Genomic DNA, 19,473 nt, shown 5'->3' with positions numbered 1-19,473 from the left:
ACCCGTGTCGATACGGCACTTTACGGACTCTCCAATGAAAAATTTTAGCACAGGCGTTGCCCGGTCGCTCGCGATCCGCGCCGCCGCCGCGGCCCTTTTCGTCTCCAGCGCCGCCGGTTCCGCGCAGGCCGCCACGAATTGCGCGTTCCGCCCGAATGCCCCTGACCAGCACGTCGTCGTCAAGGGCGATACCCTGTGGGACATTTCCGGCGCCTTCCTCGAGCACCCGTGGTGCTGGCCCCAGGTGTGGGGCATGAACCGCGACGAGATCCGCAATCCGCACTGGATCTATCCGGGCCAGGTCGTCTATTTCGACCGCGCCCGCGGCCGCCTGACCCTGAACAAGCCGGGCAGCGACACGGATGCCGGCCAGCCGCCCCTCGTGCGTCTCTCACCGCAATTGCGCACGGAAAACCTTGGCCAGGACAATGCCGTGCCCGCGATTCCCGCCGGCGCGATCGAACCGTTCCTGACCCAGCCGCTCGTCGTCGAGGCGCAGGCACTGGCGAATGCCGCGCGCATTGTCGCCGCGCAGGAAGACCGGCTGTACCTGGGCGAGGGCGACCGCGTCTATGTGCGCGGCGCGCTCGACGGCGCCACCAGTTTCCAGGTCTTCCGGCCGGGCAAGGAACTGGTCGATCCGGAGTCCGGCAAGGTCGTTGCCCACGAAGCGGCGTATGTCGGCACGGCCCGCCTCGTGAAGGAAGCGGGGCCGGGCACGGACGTCCACACGTTCGCCGTCACCCGCTCCGTGAAGGAAATGGGCGTCGGCGATCGTCTGTTGCCGACGCCGCCCACGCCGGTGCGCAACTATGTCCCGCACGCGCCCGCGCGGCCGGTGGCGGCGCGCGTGATGGCGCTCGCGTCCGAATCGAATTACGCGTCGCAGAACCAGGTGGTGACTGTCAACCGGGGCACGTTTGACGGACTCGATGTCGGCGCCGTGCTGCAGCTTTATCATCTCGGGCAGACCGTGACGGACCCGGAAAGCAAAGGTTTCCTTGGGTTCGGCAAGGCGAAACTGAGGCTCCCGGACGAGCAATACGGCGACCTGTTCATCTTCCGGGTTTTCGACCACGTCTCTTACGGACTGGTCATGCAGGTGACGCAGCCGGTGCAGGTCGGCGACGTCGCACGATCACCGGAGTGAATCCACCGTGCAGGACACGGACCTTTCCGCAGCGCCTGCACGATCCTCTTCCCTGGCAGCCTGGCTCCGCCTGGAGCGCACCGCCGGCATCGGCCCGCGCACGGCCGCCGTGCTGCTGGACGCGTTCGGCAGCCCGGACGCGGTGTTCGCCGCCGACTATTCGGCACTGGCCGCCCACGTGAACGCGGCCCAGGCGCACGCGCTGCTGCAACCGCCGTCCGATGCCACCCGCAAACTGCTCGATGCCACGCTGGACTGGCTTGCGCTGCCCGGCCACCACGCCGTCGCGCTGGGCGAGCCCGGCTATCCCGACCTGCTGGCCCGGATCCCCGATCCGCCTTTGCTTCTTTATATTAGAGGGCTGCCCCAGGTGCTGGATGGACCGTGCCTGGCGATCGTCGGCAGCCGCAATGCCAGCGCGCAGGGCAGGGCGAATGCGCTGGCGTTCGCGGAAGCGTTGTCCGGTGCCGGCCTGTGCATCGTGTCCGGCCTCGCGCTCGGCATCGACGCGGCCGCGCACGAGGGCGCGCTGCGCCGCTGCGGCGGGACGGTCGCCGTCGTCGGCACCGGGGCGGACATTGCCTATCCCGCCCGCAACCGCGACCTGTGCGAGCGCATCGCGCACGAAGGCTGCATCGTCAGCGAGTATCCTGTCGGCACGCCGCCCCTGCCGGGCAATTTCCCGAAACGGAACAGGATCATCAGCGGCCTCGCGGCCGGCGTGCTCGTTGTCGAGGCGGCGGTACAGTCCGGCTCGCTGATCACGGCACGCCAGGCGGCCGAGCAGGGGCGCGACGTGTTCGCGATTCCCGGCTCGATCCACGCCGCGCTGGCCAAGGGCTGCCACATGCTGATCCGCGAAGGCGCGAAGCTCGTCGACACGGCGCGGGACGTACTGGAAGCGCTCGCGCTGTCGCCGCTGGTGGCCCGGCAAGCGGCCCGGCTACCCCCGCCAGATATGTCGTTAACAGATACCAAGATCGATAACAGTGCCGCCGGGCATCCCAGCGCACCGGCGGACGCCGCGCTGCTGGACGCCCTCGGCCACGACCCCGTCGAACCCGACATATTGCTGGCGCGCCTCGGCTGTAGCCCGGGAGAACTGGCCGCGCGCCTGCTCGTGCTGGAGTTGTCGGGGCGACTCGAACGGCTGCCGGGAGGCCTCATCCAGACGATAATGCACGGAACACGGCTGGCAAAGCCGATAAGGCCGATAAACAACGATGATGATTCCGGGTGGAAGTGGAGTTCGTGACGCACTTGTGCCGCACGGAGCTTAGCTGCTACAGTAGCGTCACCATGTTCGACATCCTAGTCTATCTTTACGAGACGTATTATCGTCCCGATGCCTGCCCTGAGCCGGCTGCCCTGGCACGCAAGCTGTCTGCCGTCGGTTTCGACGATGTCGAAATTTCCGAGGCACTGGACTGGCTGAATGGCCTGACAGAAATGGCCGGGACCACCAACCCCGCCCTCGAATCGAGCGGTACCCGCTTTTATATTGCCCAGGAAGTCGATGCGCTCGGCAGTGCCGCCGTCGGCTTTATCCAGTTCCTGGAGCTGGCCGGCCTGTTGACCGCGTCGCAGCGCGAGATCGTCATCGAACGCGCGCTGGCGCTGGACGAATCGCCTGTCACGCTGGGCAAGCTGAAGATCATCGTCCTGATGCTCCTGTGGAGCCAGGGCAAGGAGCCGGACGCGCTGATGTTCGACGACCTGTTCGGGTCGGACGAGGAAGATGCGGCGCCGCGCCTGCTGCATTGACGGTGCTATCATCTACATAGTGAAACGGGGCTGCGGCCCCGTTTTTTCTTGCGGCAAAGCAAGATCAAGCGTATTTTTCAAGGCGGCATGACCGGGTTGCATCAAGGCGCACGCAGGCAGAGTCTACTTGCGGATTGCGCGGCAACCCGCTTATCATTGGCCGCTATCTGCCAGTTGTTACTAATAAGCTATCAAACGGCCGGCTTACATTGCCGCCCGACTTAGGAACCCTATGACCAAAGCCCTCATCATTGCCGAAAAGCCCTCCGTGGCGAACGACATCGCCAAGGCGCTCGGCGGCTTTACCAAGCACGATGAGTATTTCGAATCCGACGAATACGTCCTGTCGTCCGCCGTCGGCCACCTGCTGGAAATCGCGGTGCCCGAGGAATACGACGTCAAGCGCGGCAAATGGAGTTTTACGCACCTGCCGATGATTCCGCCGTACTTCGCGCTGAATCCCATCGCGAAGACCGAGTCGCGCCTCAAAGTGCTGAACAAGCTGATCAAGCGCAAGGATGTCGATACCCTGATCAACGCATGCGACGCGGGCCGCGAAGGTGAACTGATCTTCCGCCTGATCGCCCAGAACGCCAAGGCCAAGCAGACCGTCAAGCGCCTGTGGCTGCAGTCGATGACGCCGACCGCGATCCGCGACGGCTTCGCGCACCTGCGCAGCGACAAGGAAATGCTGCCGCTCGCCGATGCCGCACGTTGCCGCTCGGAAGCTGACTGGCTGATCGGCATCAACGGCACCCGCGCGATGACCGCGTTCAACTCGAAGGAAGGCGGCTTCTACCTGACGACCGTGGGCCGCGTGCAGACGCCGACCCTGTCGATCGTCGTCGAGCGCGAAGAGAAGATCAAGAAATTCATCCCGCGCGATTACTGGGAAGTGCGCGCGGAATTCCGCGCCGGGGCCGGCATGTACGAAGGCCGCTGGCTCGACACGAAGTTCAAGAAGGACGACGCCGATCCGGAAAAACGCGCCGAGCGCCTGTGGTCGAAGGTCGACGCGGAAGCGATCGTCGCCGCTTGCATGGGCAAGCAGGGTAATGTCACCGAGGAATCGAAACCGACCACGTCGATGGCGCCGGCGCTGTTCGACCTGACGTCGCTGCAGCGCGAGGCCAACGGCCGCTTCGGCTTCTCGGCCAAGAACACGCTGGGCCTGGCCCAGGCGCTGTACGAAAAGCACAAGGTGCTGACCTATCCCCGTACCGATGCGCGCGCGCTGCCGGAAGACTACCTGGACACCGTCAAGTCGACCCTGGAAGTGTTGAAAGGCAATTCGAACTACCACCAGTTCGCCAAGCAGATCCTGGACAAGGGCTGGGTCAAGCCGAACAAGCGCATCTTCGACAACAGCAAGATCTCGGACCACTTCGCGATCATCCCGACCGGCGTCGTGCCGAAGAACCTGTCCGAGCCGGAACAGAAGCTGTACGACCTCGTCACCCGCCGCTTCATGGCCGTGTTCTTCCCGGCCGCGGAATTCCTCGTCACGACCCGCTACACGGAAGTGGAAGGCCACCAGTTCAAGACCGAGGGCAAGGTCATGACGAACCCCGGCTGGCTGGCCGTGTACGGCAAGGACACGACGGGCGACGACAAGGACGGCGCCAGCCTCGTGCCGGTGGCGAAGGGCGAGAAGGTGCTCACCGAAAAGGTCAACGCGAACGGCCTCGTCACCAAGCCGCCTGCACGCTACAACGAAGCGACGCTGCTGTCGGCGATGGAAGGTGCCGGCAAGCTGGTCGATTCCGACGAGCTGCGCGACGCGATGGCCGGCAAGGGCCTCGGCACGCCGGCCACGCGCGCGGCGATCATCGAAGGTCTGTTGACGGAAAAATACCTGCTGCGTGAAGGGCGCGAGCTGATCCCGACCGCCAAGGCGTTCCAGCTGATGACCCTGCTGCGCGGCCTCGGCGTCAACGAACTCACGGCGCCGGAACTGACGGGCGAGTGGGAATACAAGCTGTCGCAGATGGAAAAGGGCCAGATTTCGCGCGAAGAATTCATGCGCGAGATCGCCGAGATGACCGAGATCATCGTCAAGCGCGCCAAGGAGTACAACAACGACACGATCCCGGGCGAGTACGCGACGTTGCGCACGCCGTGCCCGAACTGCGGCGGCGTCGTCAAGGAAAACTACCGCCGCTTCGCGTGCACCAAGTGCGATTTCTCGATGAGCAAGGTGCCGGGCGGACGCCAGTTCGAGATCGAGGAAGTCGAGGAACTGCTGGCCAACCGCACGATCGGCCCGCTGCAGGGCTTCCGCTCGAAGATGGGCCGGCCGTTCGCCGCGATCCTGCGCATCGTGCGCGACGAGGACATCCACAACTACAAGCTGGAATTCGACTTCGGCCAGGACCAGGACGAGGGCGAGGACGGCGAGGGCGTCGACTTCACCGGCCAGACGCCGCTCGGCCCGTGCCCGAAATGCACCGGCAACGTCTACGAGATGGGCCTCGCGTACGTCTGCGAGCACACGGTGGCCAAGCCGAAGACCTGCGATTTCCGCAGCAGCCGCATCATCCTGCAGCAGGAAATCCTGCCGGAGCAGATGGCCAAGCTGCTGAACGACGGCAAGACCGATCTGCTGCCGGGCTTCGTGTCGCAGCGCACCCGCCGGTCGTTCAAGGCCTTCCTCGTGCGTGGCAAGGACGGCAAGATCAGCTTCGAGTTCGAGGAGCGCAAGGCCAAGCCGGGCGCGAAGGCGAAGGACGAGGGTGACGGTGCCGACAGCGGCGCGGAGACGGCGGCCGCCAAACCGGCCGCGCGCAAGGCTGCGGCAAAGCCGGCGGCCAAGGCTGCTGCGACCAAAGCCCCGGCCAAGACGGCCGCGGCCCGCAAGGCACCGGCGAAGCGCGCGACGGCGTCCAAGAAGGCGGTCGCCGGCGAATAGACCTCACGTCGACCCCGCGAAAGCGGGGACCCATGCTGACGTACAGAATTCGAAGCATCTGCTTTATTGCGAATGCATCGAGTTCCGGAACTCAGTATGGTTTCCCGCTTGCGCGGGAATGACGACGTAAAAAAACCGCGACCCATCCGGCATCGCGGTTTTTTTACATCCAGCGCCAGTGTTACTCGCGCCAGTCGTCCTGCAGCGCGCGGATGGCCGCCTCGCCGTTGCGGATCGCCTTCACGCGGCGCACGATCTCGTTGCGCCACGCTTCGTCGGCATCCTGGTCGCCGTCGTCGCTGCCCACCATTAGCAGACGCAACAGCTCGTGCCTGTCCTGCGCGGACAGTTGCTGGATCTGGGCGGCCAGTTCGGCGACGATAGGCATGAAGGTCTCCTAGCAGGATATTGTGACCAGATCATAACGTGAAGTTCAGTGCATGTCGACAGGCTGCATGTTGTCTGTCGGTTTCCTGTCAATCAGCTTGTTGTCGGGGTCGATACCGGCCCGTGCGGGCCGGCCGGCGACCACCAGGACGACCCGCTGGTCGGCCTGCGTCACGAGCCTGCGCTCGCGCGCGAGCGGGTTGCCCGCCTCGTCGTCGACGCCGAATTCGATGTAGTCGCGCAGCTGTTGCGGCTGTTCCTGGCCTTGGTCGCCGGCGCGCACCTTGCCGGCCGTGGCGCGGATCTCGACCTCGTATTTGCCGTCCTGGCGGCGGCGCGCCGTCGCGCCGTCGACGTGGTTTTCGTACAGGACGATGGACTCGAACAGGTCGTCGATCAGGTAGGCCTTGTCCGGCGGCGTGATGCCGCGCAGGCGCTCGACGAGCGTCGTCACGGTCGGATACGGCGGCCCCTTGTACGCATACTCCAGCAGCAGGCCGTGCAGCACGCCGTTGACGGCATCCTCGCCGACCAGGTCCTGCAGCAGATACATCGCGAGGCTGCCCTTGTGGTAGTGGATGTAGCTCTGGTTCTCGTTCTGCGCGAGCGGCAGCTCCTTCTTGTTCTCGCGCGCGCGGCCCATCAGGTATTCCTCGAGGTCGTAGCGCAGGAAGCGCCGCATCTTGCTGGAGCCCAGCGTGTTCTTCATCGACATCAGCGCCGTGTATTCGGCCAGGCTTTCCGACAGCACGGTCGCGCCGCGCATGTCGGCGCCGACGATCTGGTGCGCCCACCACTGGTGGCCCACCTCGTGCGCGCTCACGTAATACGGGTAATCGATGTCCTTGCGCGAGTCCGGATCGACCTTGGCGATGAAGCCGACGCTTTCCGAGAACGGGATCGTGCCCGGCGCCGCCTGCGCGTACGACGCGTAGCGGGGGAATTCCGCGATGCGCAGCTCGCGATTCTGGTAGGGGCTGAAGTGCTTCGTGCCGTATTCCAGCGCCGCCTTGGCGCCGCGGATCATGCGGTCGACATTGAATTCGTGGCCGGGGTGGTAGTAGACGTCGATCGTCACGTCCTGCCAGCGGTCGTGGCGCACTTCGTAGCGGGCCGACTGGAACGTATAAAAATTCAGGACGGGTTTGTCGGCCTTGTAATGGAACCAGCGCCGGCCGCCGCTCATCCATTCCTGTTCCAGCATGCCCGGCGCGACCACGGTCTGGTCCGGGCTCGTGCTGACGACGGCGTCGAAGCGGATCCAGTCCGCGTCGTTGGCGACGTAGCTGTTCGCGCGCGCCGCTTCGTTCTCGTGCGCGGCCATGCGCTCGCGCGGCGCGAGGCCGTGGCGCTTGCGGTCGCGGTCGTCTTCCAGCTCGACCGTGCGCTGGTAGCCCACGTGCGGCAGCACCTCATTGCTGAAGAAGGTGCCGTTGCCGACGACAGCCGTGTCGCGGCCCAGGCCCAGCACGCCGCCCGGCGCGTCCAGCAGGTCGAATTCCAGCGCCGTGCGCGCGCCCGGCAGCAGGGGAGACGCCAGCAGGTAGTGATAGAAGCCGTGCTGCGGATCGGCGCGCAGCAGCCGCGCCGCCTGCGCGAAGCGCGGACGGAAGTCGGGGCCAGGCTTCTGGTACAGGACGATGTCGCGGATCGGAGAAGCCGTCCGGTTTTCCAGTTGATAGAAGCCGTGCACCTTCAGCGTGCGCGTGTCGGGATGGATGTCGACCTGCAGGCCGACGTCGGTGATGCGCGGCTGCGGCAGTTTGGCGAATCGTTTGTAGCGCAGCTCGTAGTCGGCGCGCACCTGTTCCTTGTGCCATGCGGTCTGGTAGGTGCCGAGGTGGACGAGGCTGTACCACAGCAGGCCGCCGCTGGCCGCGAACACGAGGATGCCGGCCGCGAAGCCGGCGAGCACGCCCGGCGTCAGGCGCTGGCGGGCGAGCTGCAGGCGTTCGGCGAAGCTGTCGCTGACGCCGCGCGGCCACAGCACGAGCGCGATGGTGAACAGGACGATCGCCGCGCCGCCCCAGTAGATTTGCAGGGTGCGCTGCAGCGGCAGGGAGTGGCCGAAGCCGTTCATTGCGGAATACGTGATGTCCGGCAGCGCGCCGTACACGAGCATCGGGTGGTCGAAGCCGAAGCCGCCGAGGAACAGCGTGACGACGTAATAGGTGACCAGCGCGAAGTACGCGAGGTATTTATGGTTCAGGATGGCCTGGGCGGCAATCGCCAGCACGGCTAGCAGCACGTAGCGGGGCAGCAGGATGCCGAACAGCGTCGTCAGGTACAGGCCCGGTTCCAGCGTCAGGTAGCCGTGCGCCAGCTGGATGCCCATGCCGCACACCATCGCGGCCAGCAGCAGCAGGGCCTGCAGGCCGACGAGGGCGATGGTCTTGGCGGCCAGCGGCAGCCAGCTCGGGACGGGCAGCGCATCCATCATCTGCGCCATGCGCGCCTCGCGCTCGCGCCACACCATCTCTCCCGCATAGAACGTCGTCACGATGAGGACGAACAGCGCGAACACGTCGCGTATGAGTTCCAGCACCATGTAGGTGACGGGATAGGTCCTGGTGCCGTAGATCGCGCCCAGGTCCAGCGAGCTGACGACGAGGGTCAGCATGCCGGCCAGGACGATCACGGCGAAGTAGACGTTCTTGACCGCCTCGCGCAGATTCATCCAGCTCGACCTGGCCAGCAGCACGGCGAGGTTGCGCGCGGCGAAGTCGGGCGGCTCGTGCATGCCGGCCATGCCGGCCGGCGTTTGCGGCGCGCTTTCCGGTTCGGGCCGCGCCTGGCCGCGCCTGCCGGCCGGCGTGGACACGAAGCTGAAACGCCAGTAGCCGAGCAGCAGGACGACGAGCGAAAACAGCGACCAGATGGCGCGATTGATCAGATAGACGCCTGCGAACGGGACCTGCAGCGTGTTGCGTTCGGTGAGGTTCCAGTACTCGGTGAGGCGGATCAGCGCCGTCGTGCCGAACGGGTCGATCAGCGCGGCGAGCGTCTTGTAATCGAGGTCGCGCGCCAGCGACGGGGCGACGATGTACCCGATCAGCATGACGACGCTGGCGACGTAGACAGGCAGCATGCGCCGCGTGAGCGCCGCGAGCACGAAGAAGATGGCGCCGAAGATGAACAGGTTCGGCAGCAGGGTGAGGAAGTAGGGCAGCAGGTAGCCCGCGACGGAATACGGCCCGAGGCGATCGGGATCGATGCCGGGCAGCGCGGCCCCCAGCAGGGTGCCGAACAGGATGGCCGAGAACACGACGGCGAGCGTCGCCAGCGCGCCGAGGAAGCGTCCGAACACGTACGCGTACTTCGGGATCGGGGCGCTGAAGAAGAAGTGGTGCATCTCGTATTCGAAGTCCTGCTGCACCGAGCGGCCCATCATCGCGGCGACGACGATGACGCCGAGGGAGCCGAGGAACGCGGCGCTCAGCGCGATCTGGCGCGGCGCGTTGATCAGCACGCGGCCGCCGAACGAGACGAAGGCTTCCTTGAACACGCCGCCCGCGGCGGCCATCCACAGCAGGGCCAGCGCGAAGAAGGCAAGGAAATACACCCAGGTCGACAGCAGCTTCAGGCGCTGCCGGGCCTCGAAGCCGGCGATGGCGAGGAGCGCGCCCATGAATCAGCAGTTCCCGGCCATGTCGTTGTGGCGGCCGGCGATGGTGGCGAAATAGACGTCTTCCAGGGTCGGGTGGATCGGCTCGAAGTCGTCGCCGGGATAGCGGTCGGCGTACACGTGGATCAGCGTGCGGCCGGACAGGAGGCGCGTGGAGATGACGGTGTGGCGCTTCTGGAACGCGGGCAGGTCCGCCTTGCTGACGACCCGCGCCCAGATCTTGCCCTCGATGCCTTCGATGAGGCGCACCGGCTCGCCGCACAGCAGCACGTGGCCCTTGTTGATGATCGCCATGTTGGCGCACAGGTCGGCCACGTCGGACACGATGTGCGTGGACAGGATCACGGTCTTGTCCTCGCCGATGTCGGACAGCAGGTTGTGGAAGCGGACGCGCTCCTGCGGGTCGAGGCCGGCCGTCGGCTCGTCGACGATGATCAGCTGCGGGTCGCCGAGCAGCGCCTGGGCGATGCCGAAGCGCTGGCGCATGCCGCCGGAGAAGGTGCCCATCTTCTGGTTGCGCACCTCGAACAGGTTGGTCTGCTGCAGCAGCGCGTCGACGACTTCGCGCCGGCGGTGGCGCTGCGACAGGCCTTTCAGTTGCGCGAAATGGTCGAGCAGTTCGTACGCGCTCACTTTCGGGTACACGCCGAAGTCCTGCGGCAGATAGCCCAGCAGGCGGCGCACGTCATCCTTTTCGTCGAGCACGTCGATGTCGTCCAGGAACACGGAGCCGCTGTCGCATTCCTGCAGCGTGGCGAGGATCCGCATCAGGGTCGACTTGCCGGCGCCGTTGGGACCGAGCAGGCCGAACATCCCGGGCGGGATGCTCAGCGAGACCCTGTCCAGCGCGACCACGCCATTGGCATAGGTCTTGGACAAGTTGCGGATTTGTAATTCCATGGAGACTCCATTGCTCGTGACAATGCACGTATTTCATGACTGTTGCATTGTATTAAAAAGGAGCCGACCCGGCAGCAGCGGTGCGACACACGGCGTTTTCACAAGTCCAGAGTGCAGAAAAGCGGGAGCAGGATGCAGGCCAGCATACAACGTGGAATGACTCATGTCTATTCTGGCAACATTGCCGGTGATATCCCGGCCGGGCAAGAACATGCATAATGGCTTTATGGATACTCTCATCAACAAGGACAACATCCTGGCCGTGACGCGCCAGGGCCGCACCCGGGCCGAGTCGACGGACTGGTTCCGCGTCGCCGTCGGCCTGTACTACCTGGCCAACCTGATGACGAAGGAAACCATCGATTTCAAGACCGTGGACCGCGAGTTCAACCGGTTCATCTACCACACGATCGGCGGCGGACACACGATCACGAGCGTCCTGCAATTCATGAGCGGCAAGGATGTGTTGCCGGTCGTGCAATCCGAGCGCTTCATGACCGCGTTCAGGACGACGTGCACCGACGTGCCGCCGGATTCGATCCCGTTCCTGCTGGAACTGAACCTGGGCGTCGCGAAGAACATCTCGAAGCTGGAGGTGGACGGGCCCGTGCACGACTGGCTGGAGGCGCGGAAGCGTACGGGCGAGGGCATATAATTCGGGTTATCGAACAACAAGCTGGAAGAAGGTCCCTCATGACAACCCGCACCATCAACCCTCTTGACCACCTGATCGTCGGCTTCGACAAGGCCTTGCGCGTCGTGGGCGGCGTGGCGAAGGCCGCGCGGCCGAATCCGGGCGTCTCTGCCCCGGACTGCGAATTGAATACCCAGGAACAGCGCCACAGCGCTGGCCTGATGCGCGTGAACCACGTGGGCGAAGTGTGCGCCCAGGCGCTGTACGACGCGCAGGGCCGCCGCGCGTCGACGCAGGCCATGCGCGCGCAGTTCGCCAAATCCGGACGCGAGGAAGAAGACCACCTGGCCTGGACGGCCGAACGCCTGGCCGAACTGGGTTCGCAGCCGAGCCTCCTCAATCCGCTGTGGTATGCCGGCGCCTATGCGCTGGGGACAGTTGCATCGCGCCTGGGCGACGCCGTCAGCCTCGGCTTCGTCGTGGAGACGGAGCGCCAGGTCGAGGCGCACCTGAACAGCCACCTTGACGAGCTGCCGCCGCAAGACGCGAAGTCGCGCGCGATCGTCACGCAGATGCGCGACGACGAGATCGAACATGGTGCGAAGGCGCAGGAAATGGGCGCGGCCGAGATGCCGTTGCCGGTCAAGGCCGCGATGCGCGCCATGGCCAAGGTGATGACCACGACGGCGTACTACATTTAATGTTTCGATATGCATGGTGGGCGGAGGCCGCCCACCCTACGGCAATTTCGTAGGGTGGGCACCCCGTGCCCACCATGCGTCGCCGCGAAATCAGCCCTCTACGATTTCGAAGGAATGCGTGATCTCGGCCGTCTTGGCCAGCATGATCGACGCCGAGCAGTATTTGTCGTGCGACAGGTTGACCGCGCGTTCGACGGTCGCCTCCTTGAGGTTGCGGCCCGTGACGGTGAAGTGGAAGTGGATCTTCGTGAACACCTTCGGATCCGTCTCGGCGCGCTCGGCCTTCAGCGTGACGTCGCAGCCGCGCACGTCTTCCCGGCTGCGCTTGAGGATCAGCACGACGTCGTAGGCGGTGCAGCCGCCGGTACCCAGCAGCACCATTTCCATCGGGCGCGGTGCCAGGTTGTGGCCGCCGCCCTCGGGGGCGCCATCCATGTTCACCAGGTGGCCGGAGCCGGTTTCGGCCCGGAAGCTCATCCCGGCGGGTCCGTTCCAGCTGACTTTGACTTCCATCGATTTCTCCGCTTCGTTTGACAGGTAAAGACGACCATTCTAAGCCAGCGCGGCGGTCCGTGCTGACGCGGCTTCAGACGGCCAGCACGTAACGCTCGCTCTTCATGCGCCACGCGGCGAATGCGACGGCCGCCCACGCCGCGAGCGCGGAGCACAGGAACGTCAGCACGAACGGCAGCAGGCCGATGTCGCCGCCCTTCGCCGTCTCGCGGAGCAGGGTCTGGTTCGACAGCATCGGCACGAGGTACATCCAGGACGCCGTTTTGAGCTCCAGCATCGACACGGCGAGCCCCGGCAGCATCGGCACCAGCATCACGATCGACAGCACGCTCTGGGCCTCCTTGAACGAGCGCGCGTTCATCGCCACCGCGATCTGCATGGCCGCCGCGAACAGCGACAGCGGCACGGAGGCGAGGCAGACGAGCAGCAGCCGTCCCCAGCCCACGCGCCAGCTCATGCCGATTTCTTCCAGCGGCATCCACGACAGGATCGCATGCGCCAGCATCAGCTCCAGCGTGATGCCGATGACGGCCAGCGCGGCGGCGGCGAGCCACTTGCCGGCGACGAGCTCCCACGTGCGCACGGGTTGCGCCATCAGCACTTCGAGCGAGCGCCGTTCGCGTTCGCCCGCCGTGGAATCCACGGCGGCGGACAGGCCGCAGATGAACGCGGGGAAGAACAGGAAGCCGAGGATGCCGCCGATGACGCCGGCCGAACGCGCGGCCGTCGTGCCCGTGTCGTAGCGCTGCACCTGCACGGGCGACAGCGCGGCCGGCGACACGCCGTGCGCCAGCAGGCGCGCGCTGGCGATGTTGGCGCCGTAGGCGTTCAGCACGTCCTCGACGTCGCGCCGGCCATCCTGCTCGGTCGACGAGTCGAACCACAGCTCGATGCGCGCGGGCCGCATCGCCGCGTAGTCGCTCGCGTACTTGCCGGGCAGGCGCAGCACGGCGGCGGCCTTGTGGGCGCGCAGCAGGTCGCCGATCGCGGCTTCGTCCATGGGCGGCGTGTCGCGCACGGTGACGTTGTTCTGCTTCAGCTGGGCCATCAATGTGGGCGCCTGCGCGCCGCCGATCACGGCCAGCACGATGCCTTCGCGCTCGGGTTTCGTCGCGCGGTCGATCCACTGGTGCAGCAGGACGCCCAGCAGCACCGGGTACATCAGCGTGAACAGGGCGAGGAGGCCGAGCGAGCGCTTGTCGCGCAGCGATTCGCGGAATTCCTTCTTGAAGACGACCAGGAATTTGAGTTTTTGATGCGGGCGGTTCATGAGACGATCCCCTCGTCGGTGCCGACCAGGCGGACGAACGCGTCTTCCAGGTTGGCGATGCCGGTGCGGCGGCACAGGTCGTCCGGCGTGCCCTGGGCCACCGTATGGCCCCTGGCGATGACGATCACGTCGTCGCAGAGGTGACTCACCTCTTGCATCACGTGCGTGGCCATCACGACGCAGCATCCTTCCTTGCGCAGCGTGGACAGCGCATGGCGCACGGCGCGCGTGCTCATCACGTCCAGGCCGCGCGTGGGCTCGTCCAGCAGCAGGTGGCGCGGACGGTGCAGCAGCGCGCGCGCGAGGGCCACCTTGATGCGCTGGCCCTGCGAAAATCCTTTGCTGCGGCGTTCCAGGATGTCGTCCATCGCGAGCATTTCCGCGACCTCGTCGATGCGCGCGGCGAGCGCGCGTTCGTCCATGCCGTTCAATTCGCCGAAATAGGTGAGGTATTCGCGCGTGGACAGGCGCTCGTACAGTCCGAACTGGTCGGTCAGGAAGCCGATGTTGGCGCGCACGGCGAGCGGGTCGCGTTCGGGGTCGATGCCGTCGATGGCAATCGTTCCGTGGTCGCGCCTGAGCATCCCAACGAGGGTGCGCAGCAGGGTCGTCTTGCCGGCGCCGTTGGGACCCAGCAGCGCGGTGATCTGGCCGTCGCGCGCCGTGAAGCTGACGCCTCCCAGCGCCTGCACGGCGCCGAAGTGCTTGCGGACTTCTTGTGCTTCGATCATAAGGAGAGGCCTGTGTTCAGGGTTGTGGTCCGGCGCTGCCGAGCTGGAAGGTCGGGGCCGGGATCTCGTTCAGGCAGGCGCCGTCGACTTTCGCGTCGGGCCGGTCGAGGAAGGTGCGCAACAGGCGCGGGGCGCAGCCCAGTTGCGACACGCCGTGGCCGACGTTCGGCGCCGTCAGCAGCTGCGCATGGTCCATGAAACGGGCGGCGTCCTGGGCGCGGCGCGGCGGCGTGACCGGGTCCAGTGCGCCGGACAGCAGCAGCACGGGCGCGGCGATGCGCGTGGGGGGCGTCTCCGGCACCGCCGGCACGTTCATGGCGCGGCACAGGCCGCGCAGGCGGTCGGCCAGGGTGCGCGTCAGCGGACTCGCATCGCTCGCGGCCAGCGCGGGCGTAAAGCGCGGCATGTCTTCGGCGCAGACGACGGCCAGGTGCAGCAGCGTGGCCGGCGAGCCGTCGGGGGAAAAGTCGGCGGCCAGGTTGCGGCGCGCGACGAACGGCTGCCAGCGGCCCGCGCTGGCGCTGTGCACGAGGAACGGCAGGCGGCGCGCGTCGGCCGGCGCATAGAGCATGTTGCGCACGGTGTCGAGCAGGCGCGCGCTCGTCATCGTGACGTCGATCTGGCGCGCCGTGCGCGGGTCGGGCAGGTTGAGTGTCAACGGCGCGGCATTGAGCTTGCCGACGAGGGCATCGAATTCGCCGCGCAGGTTCGGATAGGCGCGGGCGCAGGCGGCATCCCTGGCGCACTGGGCGAACAGCTGGTCGAGCGCGGCCTGGCTGTCGCGGCCCCCGGCCGGGATCACCTGGTCGGGCGCGGCAACGGCGTCGAGCAGCAGGGCGCGCGTGCCCGCTGGGTAGGCGCGCGCATACGCCTGCGCGAGGCGGGTGCCGTACGAGCCGCCCCACAGGTTGATCCTGTCATAGCCCAGCGCGCGGCGCACGGATTCGATGTCGCGCGCGGCGGCGGCCGTCGTGTACGCGGCGAACGGCGCCTTGCTGGCCGCGATGCAGCGGCGCAGGGCGGCGTCGGCGTCGGCATCGCTCAGCTGCGCATCCGCGTCGGCGTCGGATGGGCATTCCAGCTTGCCGGACAACCCCGTGCCGCGCTGGTCGACGAACACGATGTCGCGCGTGGCGCGCACGCGCTTGAAGGCGGTGGACAACAGGGGGAGCACGTCGCTGCCCGCTTCGCCGGGACCGCCGGCCAGCACGAACAGCGGATCCGGCCGCGCACCCTGGCGCAGGGCGGGGGCGATCGTCACGTGCAGGTTCAGGGTGGCGGGTTTGCCGGGTTCGAGCGGGACGGGCAGGGTCAGGCAGCGCAGGGCTTCCTCGACGCCGGGCAGGTGGCAGCTGCGCGTTGGTGCCGGCGTGGCGGGCGTCGCCGCGGCCGGGATCGTGGCCGCCAGCCATGCGCCCAGGAGCAGGATCGATTTCAACAAGTAGTCTCCTCTTCGATGCGGGTCATACTAATTTGACATCGATTTCGTGGTCAAATATTTCTTGCAAATAAGAGTTGCAAAATTGCATGATTCAGCGCGGAGGTCTTTGCGTTGGCTCGAGCCTGGTGCGGCTTGACTGTCGGGTGAGGAATCGGCTATAGTCGTGGGCTTTCCATTTGCTCGGGAAAAGACAATAAGGCAGAGTCCGCGATGTAGCATCGCCCGCGGAACCACCATTCGAGCATTAATTCCCTATACATAGGAAGTCAACATGAAAACTTTTTCCGCTAAGGGCCATGAAGTCCAGCGCGATTGGTACGTGATTGACGCGACGGACAAAGTCCTCGGACGTGTTGCCAGCGAAGTGGCACTCCGACTGCGCGGCAAGCACAAGCCGGAATTTACTCCGCACGTCGATACCGGTGATTTCATCGTCGTCGTCAACGCAGGCAAACTGCGCGTGACCGGCACCAAAGCCAACGACAAGAAGTACTACCGTCACTCGGGCTACCCGGGCGGTATCTACGAAACCAACTTCCTGAAAATGCAACAGCGTTTCCCGGGCCGCGCCCTGGAAAAAGCCGTCAAAGGCATGCTGCCGAAGGGCCCGCTGGGCTACGCAATGATCAAGAAGCTGAAAGTGTATGCGGAAGCTACGCACCCGCACGCTGCCCAGCAACCCAAAGCACTCGAAATCTAAGTAAGGAACTGACATGATCGGTAACTACAACTACGGCACCGGCCGTCGCAAGAGTGCAGTGGCCCGTGTGTTCATCAAGGCTGGCACCGGCCAGATCATCGTGAACGGCAAACCGGCCGCCGAATACTTCTCGCGCGAAACCGGCCTGATGGTCATCCGTCAACCGCTGGAACTGACCGGCAACGTCGAGCGTTTCGACATCAAGGTCAACGTGCATGGCGGCGGCGAGTCCGGCCAGGCAGGTGCAGTGCGCCACGGCATCACCCGTGCACTGATCGACTACGACGCAGGCCTGAAGGGCGACCTGGCACGTGCCGGTTTCGTCACCCGTGACGCCCGTGAAGTCGAGCGTAAGAAAGTTGGTCTGCGCAAAGCACGTCGCGCAAAGCAATTCTCGAAGCGTTAATCGGATCTGCAGCGCTTTTGCGCTGCTGCCGAAACGAAAAGCCGCCCGCTGCAAAGCCGGCGGCTTTTTTGTTTCCCAAATTCGGGGTCAGAGCACATTTTTTCGCTGTGTTGGATCGAGGTCTCTGCGCCTCGGCGGATGTCGTCACCCGATCGTTTCTCCTCTGCGGGAGAAAAATTCATTATCCCTGATGCAATTGTCAGGAAATGTGCTCTGACCCCGAATCTTTAAAATAATGTGCTCTGACCCCGAATGTAGACTTTAGCCATGCGGCAATGCAGCACATGCGAGGACAGCCTGCTAAAATTGCGGGCTCGTACGGAACGTATCCATTTATCAAGGGGAAACAGACATGATCAAAGTTGGCATCGTTGGCGGCACCGGCTACACGGGCGTAGAATTGCTGCGCCTGCTTGCTGCCCACCCCGAGGCGCAGCTGACCGCCATCACTTCGCGCAAGGAAGACGGCCTGCCCGTCGCCGACATGTTTCCCTCGCTGCGCGGCCACGTCGACATCGCGTTCTCGAGCCCGGACAAGGCCGACCTGAAGCAGTGCGACGTCGTGTTCTTCGCGACCCCGCACGGCGTCGCCATGGCCCAGGCGCCCGAGTTGATCGCCGCCGGCGTGAAGGTGATCGACCTCGCCGCCGACTTCCGCCTGAAGGACCAGGCCACGTTCGAGAAGTGGTACAAGATCCCGCACAGCGCGCCAGACCTGCTGGAAGAGGCCGTGTATGGCCTGCCGGAACTGAATCGCGAAGATATCAGCAAGGCGCGCCTGATCGCCAATCCGGGCTGCTATCCGACCACGATGCAGCTGGGCTTTTATCCGCTGCTGAAGGCGGGCATCATCGACGCAGGCAACCTGATCGCCGACGCCAAGTCGGGCGTGTCCGGCGCCGGCCGCAAGGCCGAGATCGGCACGTTGTTCTCGGAAGCGAGCGACAACTTCAAGGCCTATGGCGTGCATGGCCACCGCCACACGCCGGAGACGTCGGCCCAGCTGCAGCGCTACACGGACCAGAAGGTCGGCCTGATCTTCACGCCGCACCTCGTGCCGATGATCCGCGGCATGCATTCGACGCTGTACGCGCGCCTCACGCAGGACATCACGAACGAAGCCCTGCAAGCCCTGTTCGAAGAGCAGTACAAGGATGCGGAATTCGTCGACGTCATGCCGTTCGGCTCGCACCCGGAAACCCGCTCGACGCGCGGTTCGAACATGCTGCGCATCGCGCTGCACCGTCCGGACAACGGCAACACGGTCGTCATCCTCGTCGTGCAGGACAACCTGGTGAAGGGCGCGTCCGGCCAGGCCGTGCAGTGCATGAACCTGATGTTCGGCCTGCCGGAAAGCACCGGCCTGAAGCAGATCGCGCTGCTGCCGTAAACACGTCCTCTCGCAAGGCTTGGTCACAAGACACAGATCAAGGCGACCTGTGTTGGCAACGGTACATTGACCGTTGGACAGTACCAACGCCAAGCACAGGGGACAATCATGTTCGGTCGTAACGCAAAAAGCGAAATCGATAGCCTGATCGGCATTTCCGCACGCATCGAAGGGGATCTCGTATTCACCGGCGGGCTGCGCATCGACGGCGAGGTGCACGGCAACGTGATGGCCGCGGACGGCAACGACAGCGTGCTGATCGTTTCCGAACACGCGCGCATCGAAGGCGAGGTGCGCTGTTCCAACCTCGTCGTCAACGGGTATATCGCGGGCACGGTGTATTCGTCCGAACTCCTTGAATTGCAGCCGAAAGGCCGCATACATGGGGATGTCCATTACCGCCTGCTGGAAATGCACGGCGGTGCCCTCGTCACCGGCAAGTTGACCCATCACGCCGAGCCGGTGGCGGCCGCCGAACCCGTCTTCCACCTCGGCGTGGCGGCCGAAGGGGCTTCAGCATGACTGGCGCCAACGGTCTATAATGGACGAAATCCGAATCCAATCAGGAGTTTATCCATGAATGCAGTCGCCGAAGTGCAAAACGCACAAGACACGATCCCCACGCCCATCAATTTCACCGACAGCGCTGCCCAGAAGGTTGCTCAACTGATCGAGGAAGAAGGCAATCCCGACCTGAAACTGCGCGTGTTCGTGCAGGGCGGCGGTTGCTCGGGCTTCCAGTACGGCTTCACCTTCGACGAAATCGTGAACGAAGACGACACGACGATGGAAAAGAACGGCGTTCAGCTGTTGATCGATTCGATGAGCTACCAGTACCTGGTCGGCGCCGAAATCGACTACAAGGACGACCTCGAAGGCGCCCAGTTCGTCATCAAGAACCCGAACGCCCAGTCGACCTGCGGTTGCGGTTCGTCGTTCTCGATGTAAGCGAT

Annotated in this window: 18 protein-coding genes; 11 read left to right on the top strand and 7 right to left on the bottom strand. The window is 65.1% G+C overall.

From position 1 onward, the window contains the following. Nucleotides 1–34: 34 nt before the first annotated feature. From ACL58G_RS31740 to ACL58G_RS31725, 4 genes are all read left to right on the top strand, one after another. Nucleotides 35–1,150, top strand: a complete 1,116-nt coding sequence (locus ACL58G_RS31740) for a LysM peptidoglycan-binding domain-containing protein (RefSeq protein ID WP_440964517.1) — start codon at nt 35–37, stop codon at nt 1,148–1,150. A 7-nt stretch (nt 1,151–1,157) separates the two neighbouring features. Beyond that, nucleotides 1,158–2,405: a DNA-processing protein DprA gene (dprA, locus tag ACL58G_RS31735; protein ID WP_413386650.1), complete on the top strand. Its 1,248-nt coding sequence runs from the start codon at nt 1,158–1,160 to the stop codon at nt 2,403–2,405. 44 nt (nt 2,406–2,449) lie between these two features. After that, nucleotides 2,450–2,914, top strand: coding sequence for a DUF494 family protein (locus ACL58G_RS31730; protein WP_413337619.1), 465 nt, complete (start codon nt 2,450–2,452; stop codon nt 2,912–2,914). A 232-nt stretch (nt 2,915–3,146) separates the two neighbouring features. Beyond that, nucleotides 3,147–5,822, top strand: coding sequence for a DNA topoisomerase III (locus ACL58G_RS31725; RefSeq protein ID WP_440964514.1), 2,676 nt, complete (start codon nt 3,147–3,149; stop codon nt 5,820–5,822). Between the two features lie 181 nt (nt 5,823–6,003). On the opposite strand, the gene ACL58G_RS31720 is transcribed toward ACL58G_RS31725, so the two are convergent. The 3 genes from ACL58G_RS31720 to ACL58G_RS31710 are packed head-to-tail and all read right to left on the bottom strand — an operon-like array spanning nt 6,004 to nt 10,734. Next, nucleotides 6,004–6,210 (bottom strand): addiction module protein, encoded by a 207-nt coding sequence (locus tag ACL58G_RS31720; RefSeq protein WP_440964512.1) that lies wholly within the window; start codon nt 6,208–6,210, stop codon nt 6,004–6,006. Between the two features lie 45 nt (nt 6,211–6,255). After that, entirely contained in the window at nt 6,256–9,837 is a 3,582-nt protein-coding gene (locus tag ACL58G_RS31715; RefSeq protein WP_440964510.1) for a M1 family aminopeptidase, read from the bottom strand. 3 nt (nt 9,838–9,840) lie between these two features. Beyond that, nucleotides 9,841–10,734 (bottom strand): ABC transporter ATP-binding protein, encoded by an 894-nt coding sequence (locus ACL58G_RS31710; protein ID WP_440964508.1) that lies wholly within the window; start codon nt 10,732–10,734, stop codon nt 9,841–9,843. A 226-nt stretch (nt 10,735–10,960) separates the two neighbouring features. On the opposite strand from ACL58G_RS31710, the gene ACL58G_RS31705 reads away from it, so the two are divergent. After that, the gene (locus ACL58G_RS31705; RefSeq protein WP_440964506.1) at nt 10,961–11,389 is read left to right on the top strand and encodes a hypothetical protein; all 429 of its coding nucleotides are present in this window, start codon (nt 10,961–10,963) and stop codon (nt 11,387–11,389) included. A gap of 38 nt (nt 11,390–11,427) precedes the next feature. Beyond that, the gene (gene coq7 / locus ACL58G_RS31700) at nt 11,428–12,069 is read left to right on the top strand and encodes a 2-polyprenyl-3-methyl-6-methoxy-1,4-benzoquinone monooxygenase (RefSeq protein WP_413386660.1); all 642 of its coding nucleotides are present in this window, start codon (nt 11,428–11,430) and stop codon (nt 12,067–12,069) included. A gap of 90 nt (nt 12,070–12,159) precedes the next feature. On the opposite strand, the gene ACL58G_RS31695 is transcribed toward coq7, so the two are convergent. The 4 genes from ACL58G_RS31695 to ACL58G_RS31680 all read right to left on the bottom strand — a co-directional run bounded on the left by ACL58G_RS31695 (nt 12,160) and on the right by ACL58G_RS31680 (nt 16,024). Beyond that, nucleotides 12,160–12,582, bottom strand: coding sequence for an OsmC family protein (locus ACL58G_RS31695; RefSeq protein WP_413386662.1), 423 nt, complete (start codon nt 12,580–12,582; stop codon nt 12,160–12,162). Between the two features lie 73 nt (nt 12,583–12,655). Then, nucleotides 12,656–13,852, bottom strand: a complete 1,197-nt coding sequence (locus tag ACL58G_RS31690; RefSeq protein WP_413386664.1) for an ABC transporter permease — start codon at nt 13,850–13,852, stop codon at nt 12,656–12,658. Then, on the bottom strand, nt 13,849–14,583 hold the full coding sequence (locus ACL58G_RS31685; protein WP_413386666.1) for an ABC transporter ATP-binding protein: 735 nt from the start codon (nt 14,581–14,583) through the stop codon (nt 13,849–13,851). Before ACL58G_RS31685 ends, ACL58G_RS31690 begins: the two co-directional genes overlap by 4 nt. Before the next feature lie 16 nt (nt 14,584–14,599). Continuing rightward, nucleotides 14,600–16,024, bottom strand: coding sequence for an alpha/beta hydrolase (locus ACL58G_RS31680; RefSeq protein ID WP_413386667.1), 1,425 nt, complete (start codon nt 16,022–16,024; stop codon nt 14,600–14,602). A 271-nt stretch (nt 16,025–16,295) separates the two neighbouring features. On the opposite strand from ACL58G_RS31680, the gene rplM reads away from it, so the two are divergent. The 5 genes from rplM to erpA all read left to right on the top strand — a co-directional run bounded on the left by rplM (nt 16,296) and on the right by erpA (nt 19,468). Next, the gene (rplM, locus tag ACL58G_RS31675) at nt 16,296–16,724 is read left to right on the top strand and encodes a 50S ribosomal protein L13 (protein ID WP_036235400.1); all 429 of its coding nucleotides are present in this window, start codon (nt 16,296–16,298) and stop codon (nt 16,722–16,724) included. A gap of 13 nt (nt 16,725–16,737) precedes the next feature. Then, the gene (gene rpsI, locus ACL58G_RS31670) at nt 16,738–17,130 is read left to right on the top strand and encodes a 30S ribosomal protein S9 (RefSeq protein WP_028102305.1); all 393 of its coding nucleotides are present in this window, start codon (nt 16,738–16,740) and stop codon (nt 17,128–17,130) included. 352 nt (nt 17,131–17,482) lie between these two features. Beyond that, nucleotides 17,483–18,520 (top strand): N-acetyl-gamma-glutamyl-phosphate reductase, encoded by a 1,038-nt coding sequence (gene argC / locus ACL58G_RS31665; protein WP_413386669.1) that lies wholly within the window; start codon nt 17,483–17,485, stop codon nt 18,518–18,520. A 108-nt stretch (nt 18,521–18,628) separates the two neighbouring features. After that, on the top strand, nt 18,629–19,042 hold the full coding sequence (locus ACL58G_RS31660) for a bactofilin family protein (protein WP_413340718.1): 414 nt from the start codon (nt 18,629–18,631) through the stop codon (nt 19,040–19,042). 54 nt (nt 19,043–19,096) lie between these two features. Beyond that, nucleotides 19,097–19,468, top strand: coding sequence for an iron-sulfur cluster insertion protein ErpA (gene erpA / locus ACL58G_RS31655; protein ID WP_056122323.1), 372 nt, complete (start codon nt 19,097–19,099; stop codon nt 19,466–19,468). The last annotated feature ends 5 nt before the right edge of the window (nt 19,469–19,473 follow it).

This window comes from Massilia sp. GER05 (assembly GCF_052056005.1).
GTDB lineage: Bacteria > Pseudomonadota > Gammaproteobacteria > Burkholderiales > Burkholderiaceae_D > Telluria > Telluria orientalis.
Note: the sequence above shows the minus strand (reverse complement) of the source record. Positions and strands in the feature narration are given on the sequence as shown.

Coding starts and splice junctions, on each gene's coding strand:
- ACL58G_RS31740 (WP_440964517.1), top strand. CDS start 35: ATGAAAAATTTTAGCACAGGCGTTGCCCGGTCGCTCGCGATCCGCGCC.
- ACL58G_RS31730 (WP_413337619.1), top strand. CDS start 2,450: ATGTTCGACATCCTAGTCTATCTTTACGAGACGTATTATCGTCCCGAT.
- ACL58G_RS31725 (WP_440964514.1), top strand. CDS start 3,147: ATGACCAAAGCCCTCATCATTGCCGAAAAGCCCTCCGTGGCGAACGAC.
- ACL58G_RS31720 (WP_440964512.1), bottom strand. CDS start 6,210: ATGCCTATCGTCGCCGAACTGGCCGCCCAGATCCAGCAACTGTCCGCG.
- ACL58G_RS31715 (WP_440964510.1), bottom strand. CDS start 9,837: ATGGGCGCGCTCCTCGCCATCGCCGGCTTCGAGGCCCGGCAGCGCCTG.
- ACL58G_RS31710 (WP_440964508.1), bottom strand. CDS start 10,734: ATGGAATTACAAATCCGCAACTTGTCCAAGACCTATGCCAATGGCGTG.
- ACL58G_RS31705 (WP_440964506.1), top strand. CDS start 10,961: ATGGATACTCTCATCAACAAGGACAACATCCTGGCCGTGACGCGCCAG.
- coq7 (WP_413386660.1), top strand. CDS start 11,428: ATGACAACCCGCACCATCAACCCTCTTGACCACCTGATCGTCGGCTTC.
- ACL58G_RS31695 (WP_413386662.1), bottom strand. CDS start 12,582: ATGGAAGTCAAAGTCAGCTGGAACGGACCCGCCGGGATGAGCTTCCGG.
- ACL58G_RS31690 (WP_413386664.1), bottom strand. CDS start 13,852: ATGAACCGCCCGCATCAAAAACTCAAATTCCTGGTCGTCTTCAAGAAG.
- ACL58G_RS31685 (WP_413386666.1), bottom strand. CDS start 14,583: ATGATCGAAGCACAAGAAGTCCGCAAGCACTTCGGCGCCGTGCAGGCG.
- rplM (WP_036235400.1), top strand. CDS start 16,296: ATGAAAACTTTTTCCGCTAAGGGCCATGAAGTCCAGCGCGATTGGTAC.
- rpsI (WP_028102305.1), top strand. CDS start 16,738: ATGATCGGTAACTACAACTACGGCACCGGCCGTCGCAAGAGTGCAGTG.
- argC (WP_413386669.1), top strand. CDS start 17,483: ATGATCAAAGTTGGCATCGTTGGCGGCACCGGCTACACGGGCGTAGAA.
- ACL58G_RS31660 (WP_413340718.1), top strand. CDS start 18,629: ATGTTCGGTCGTAACGCAAAAAGCGAAATCGATAGCCTGATCGGCATT.
- erpA (WP_056122323.1), top strand. CDS start 19,097: ATGAATGCAGTCGCCGAAGTGCAAAACGCACAAGACACGATCCCCACG.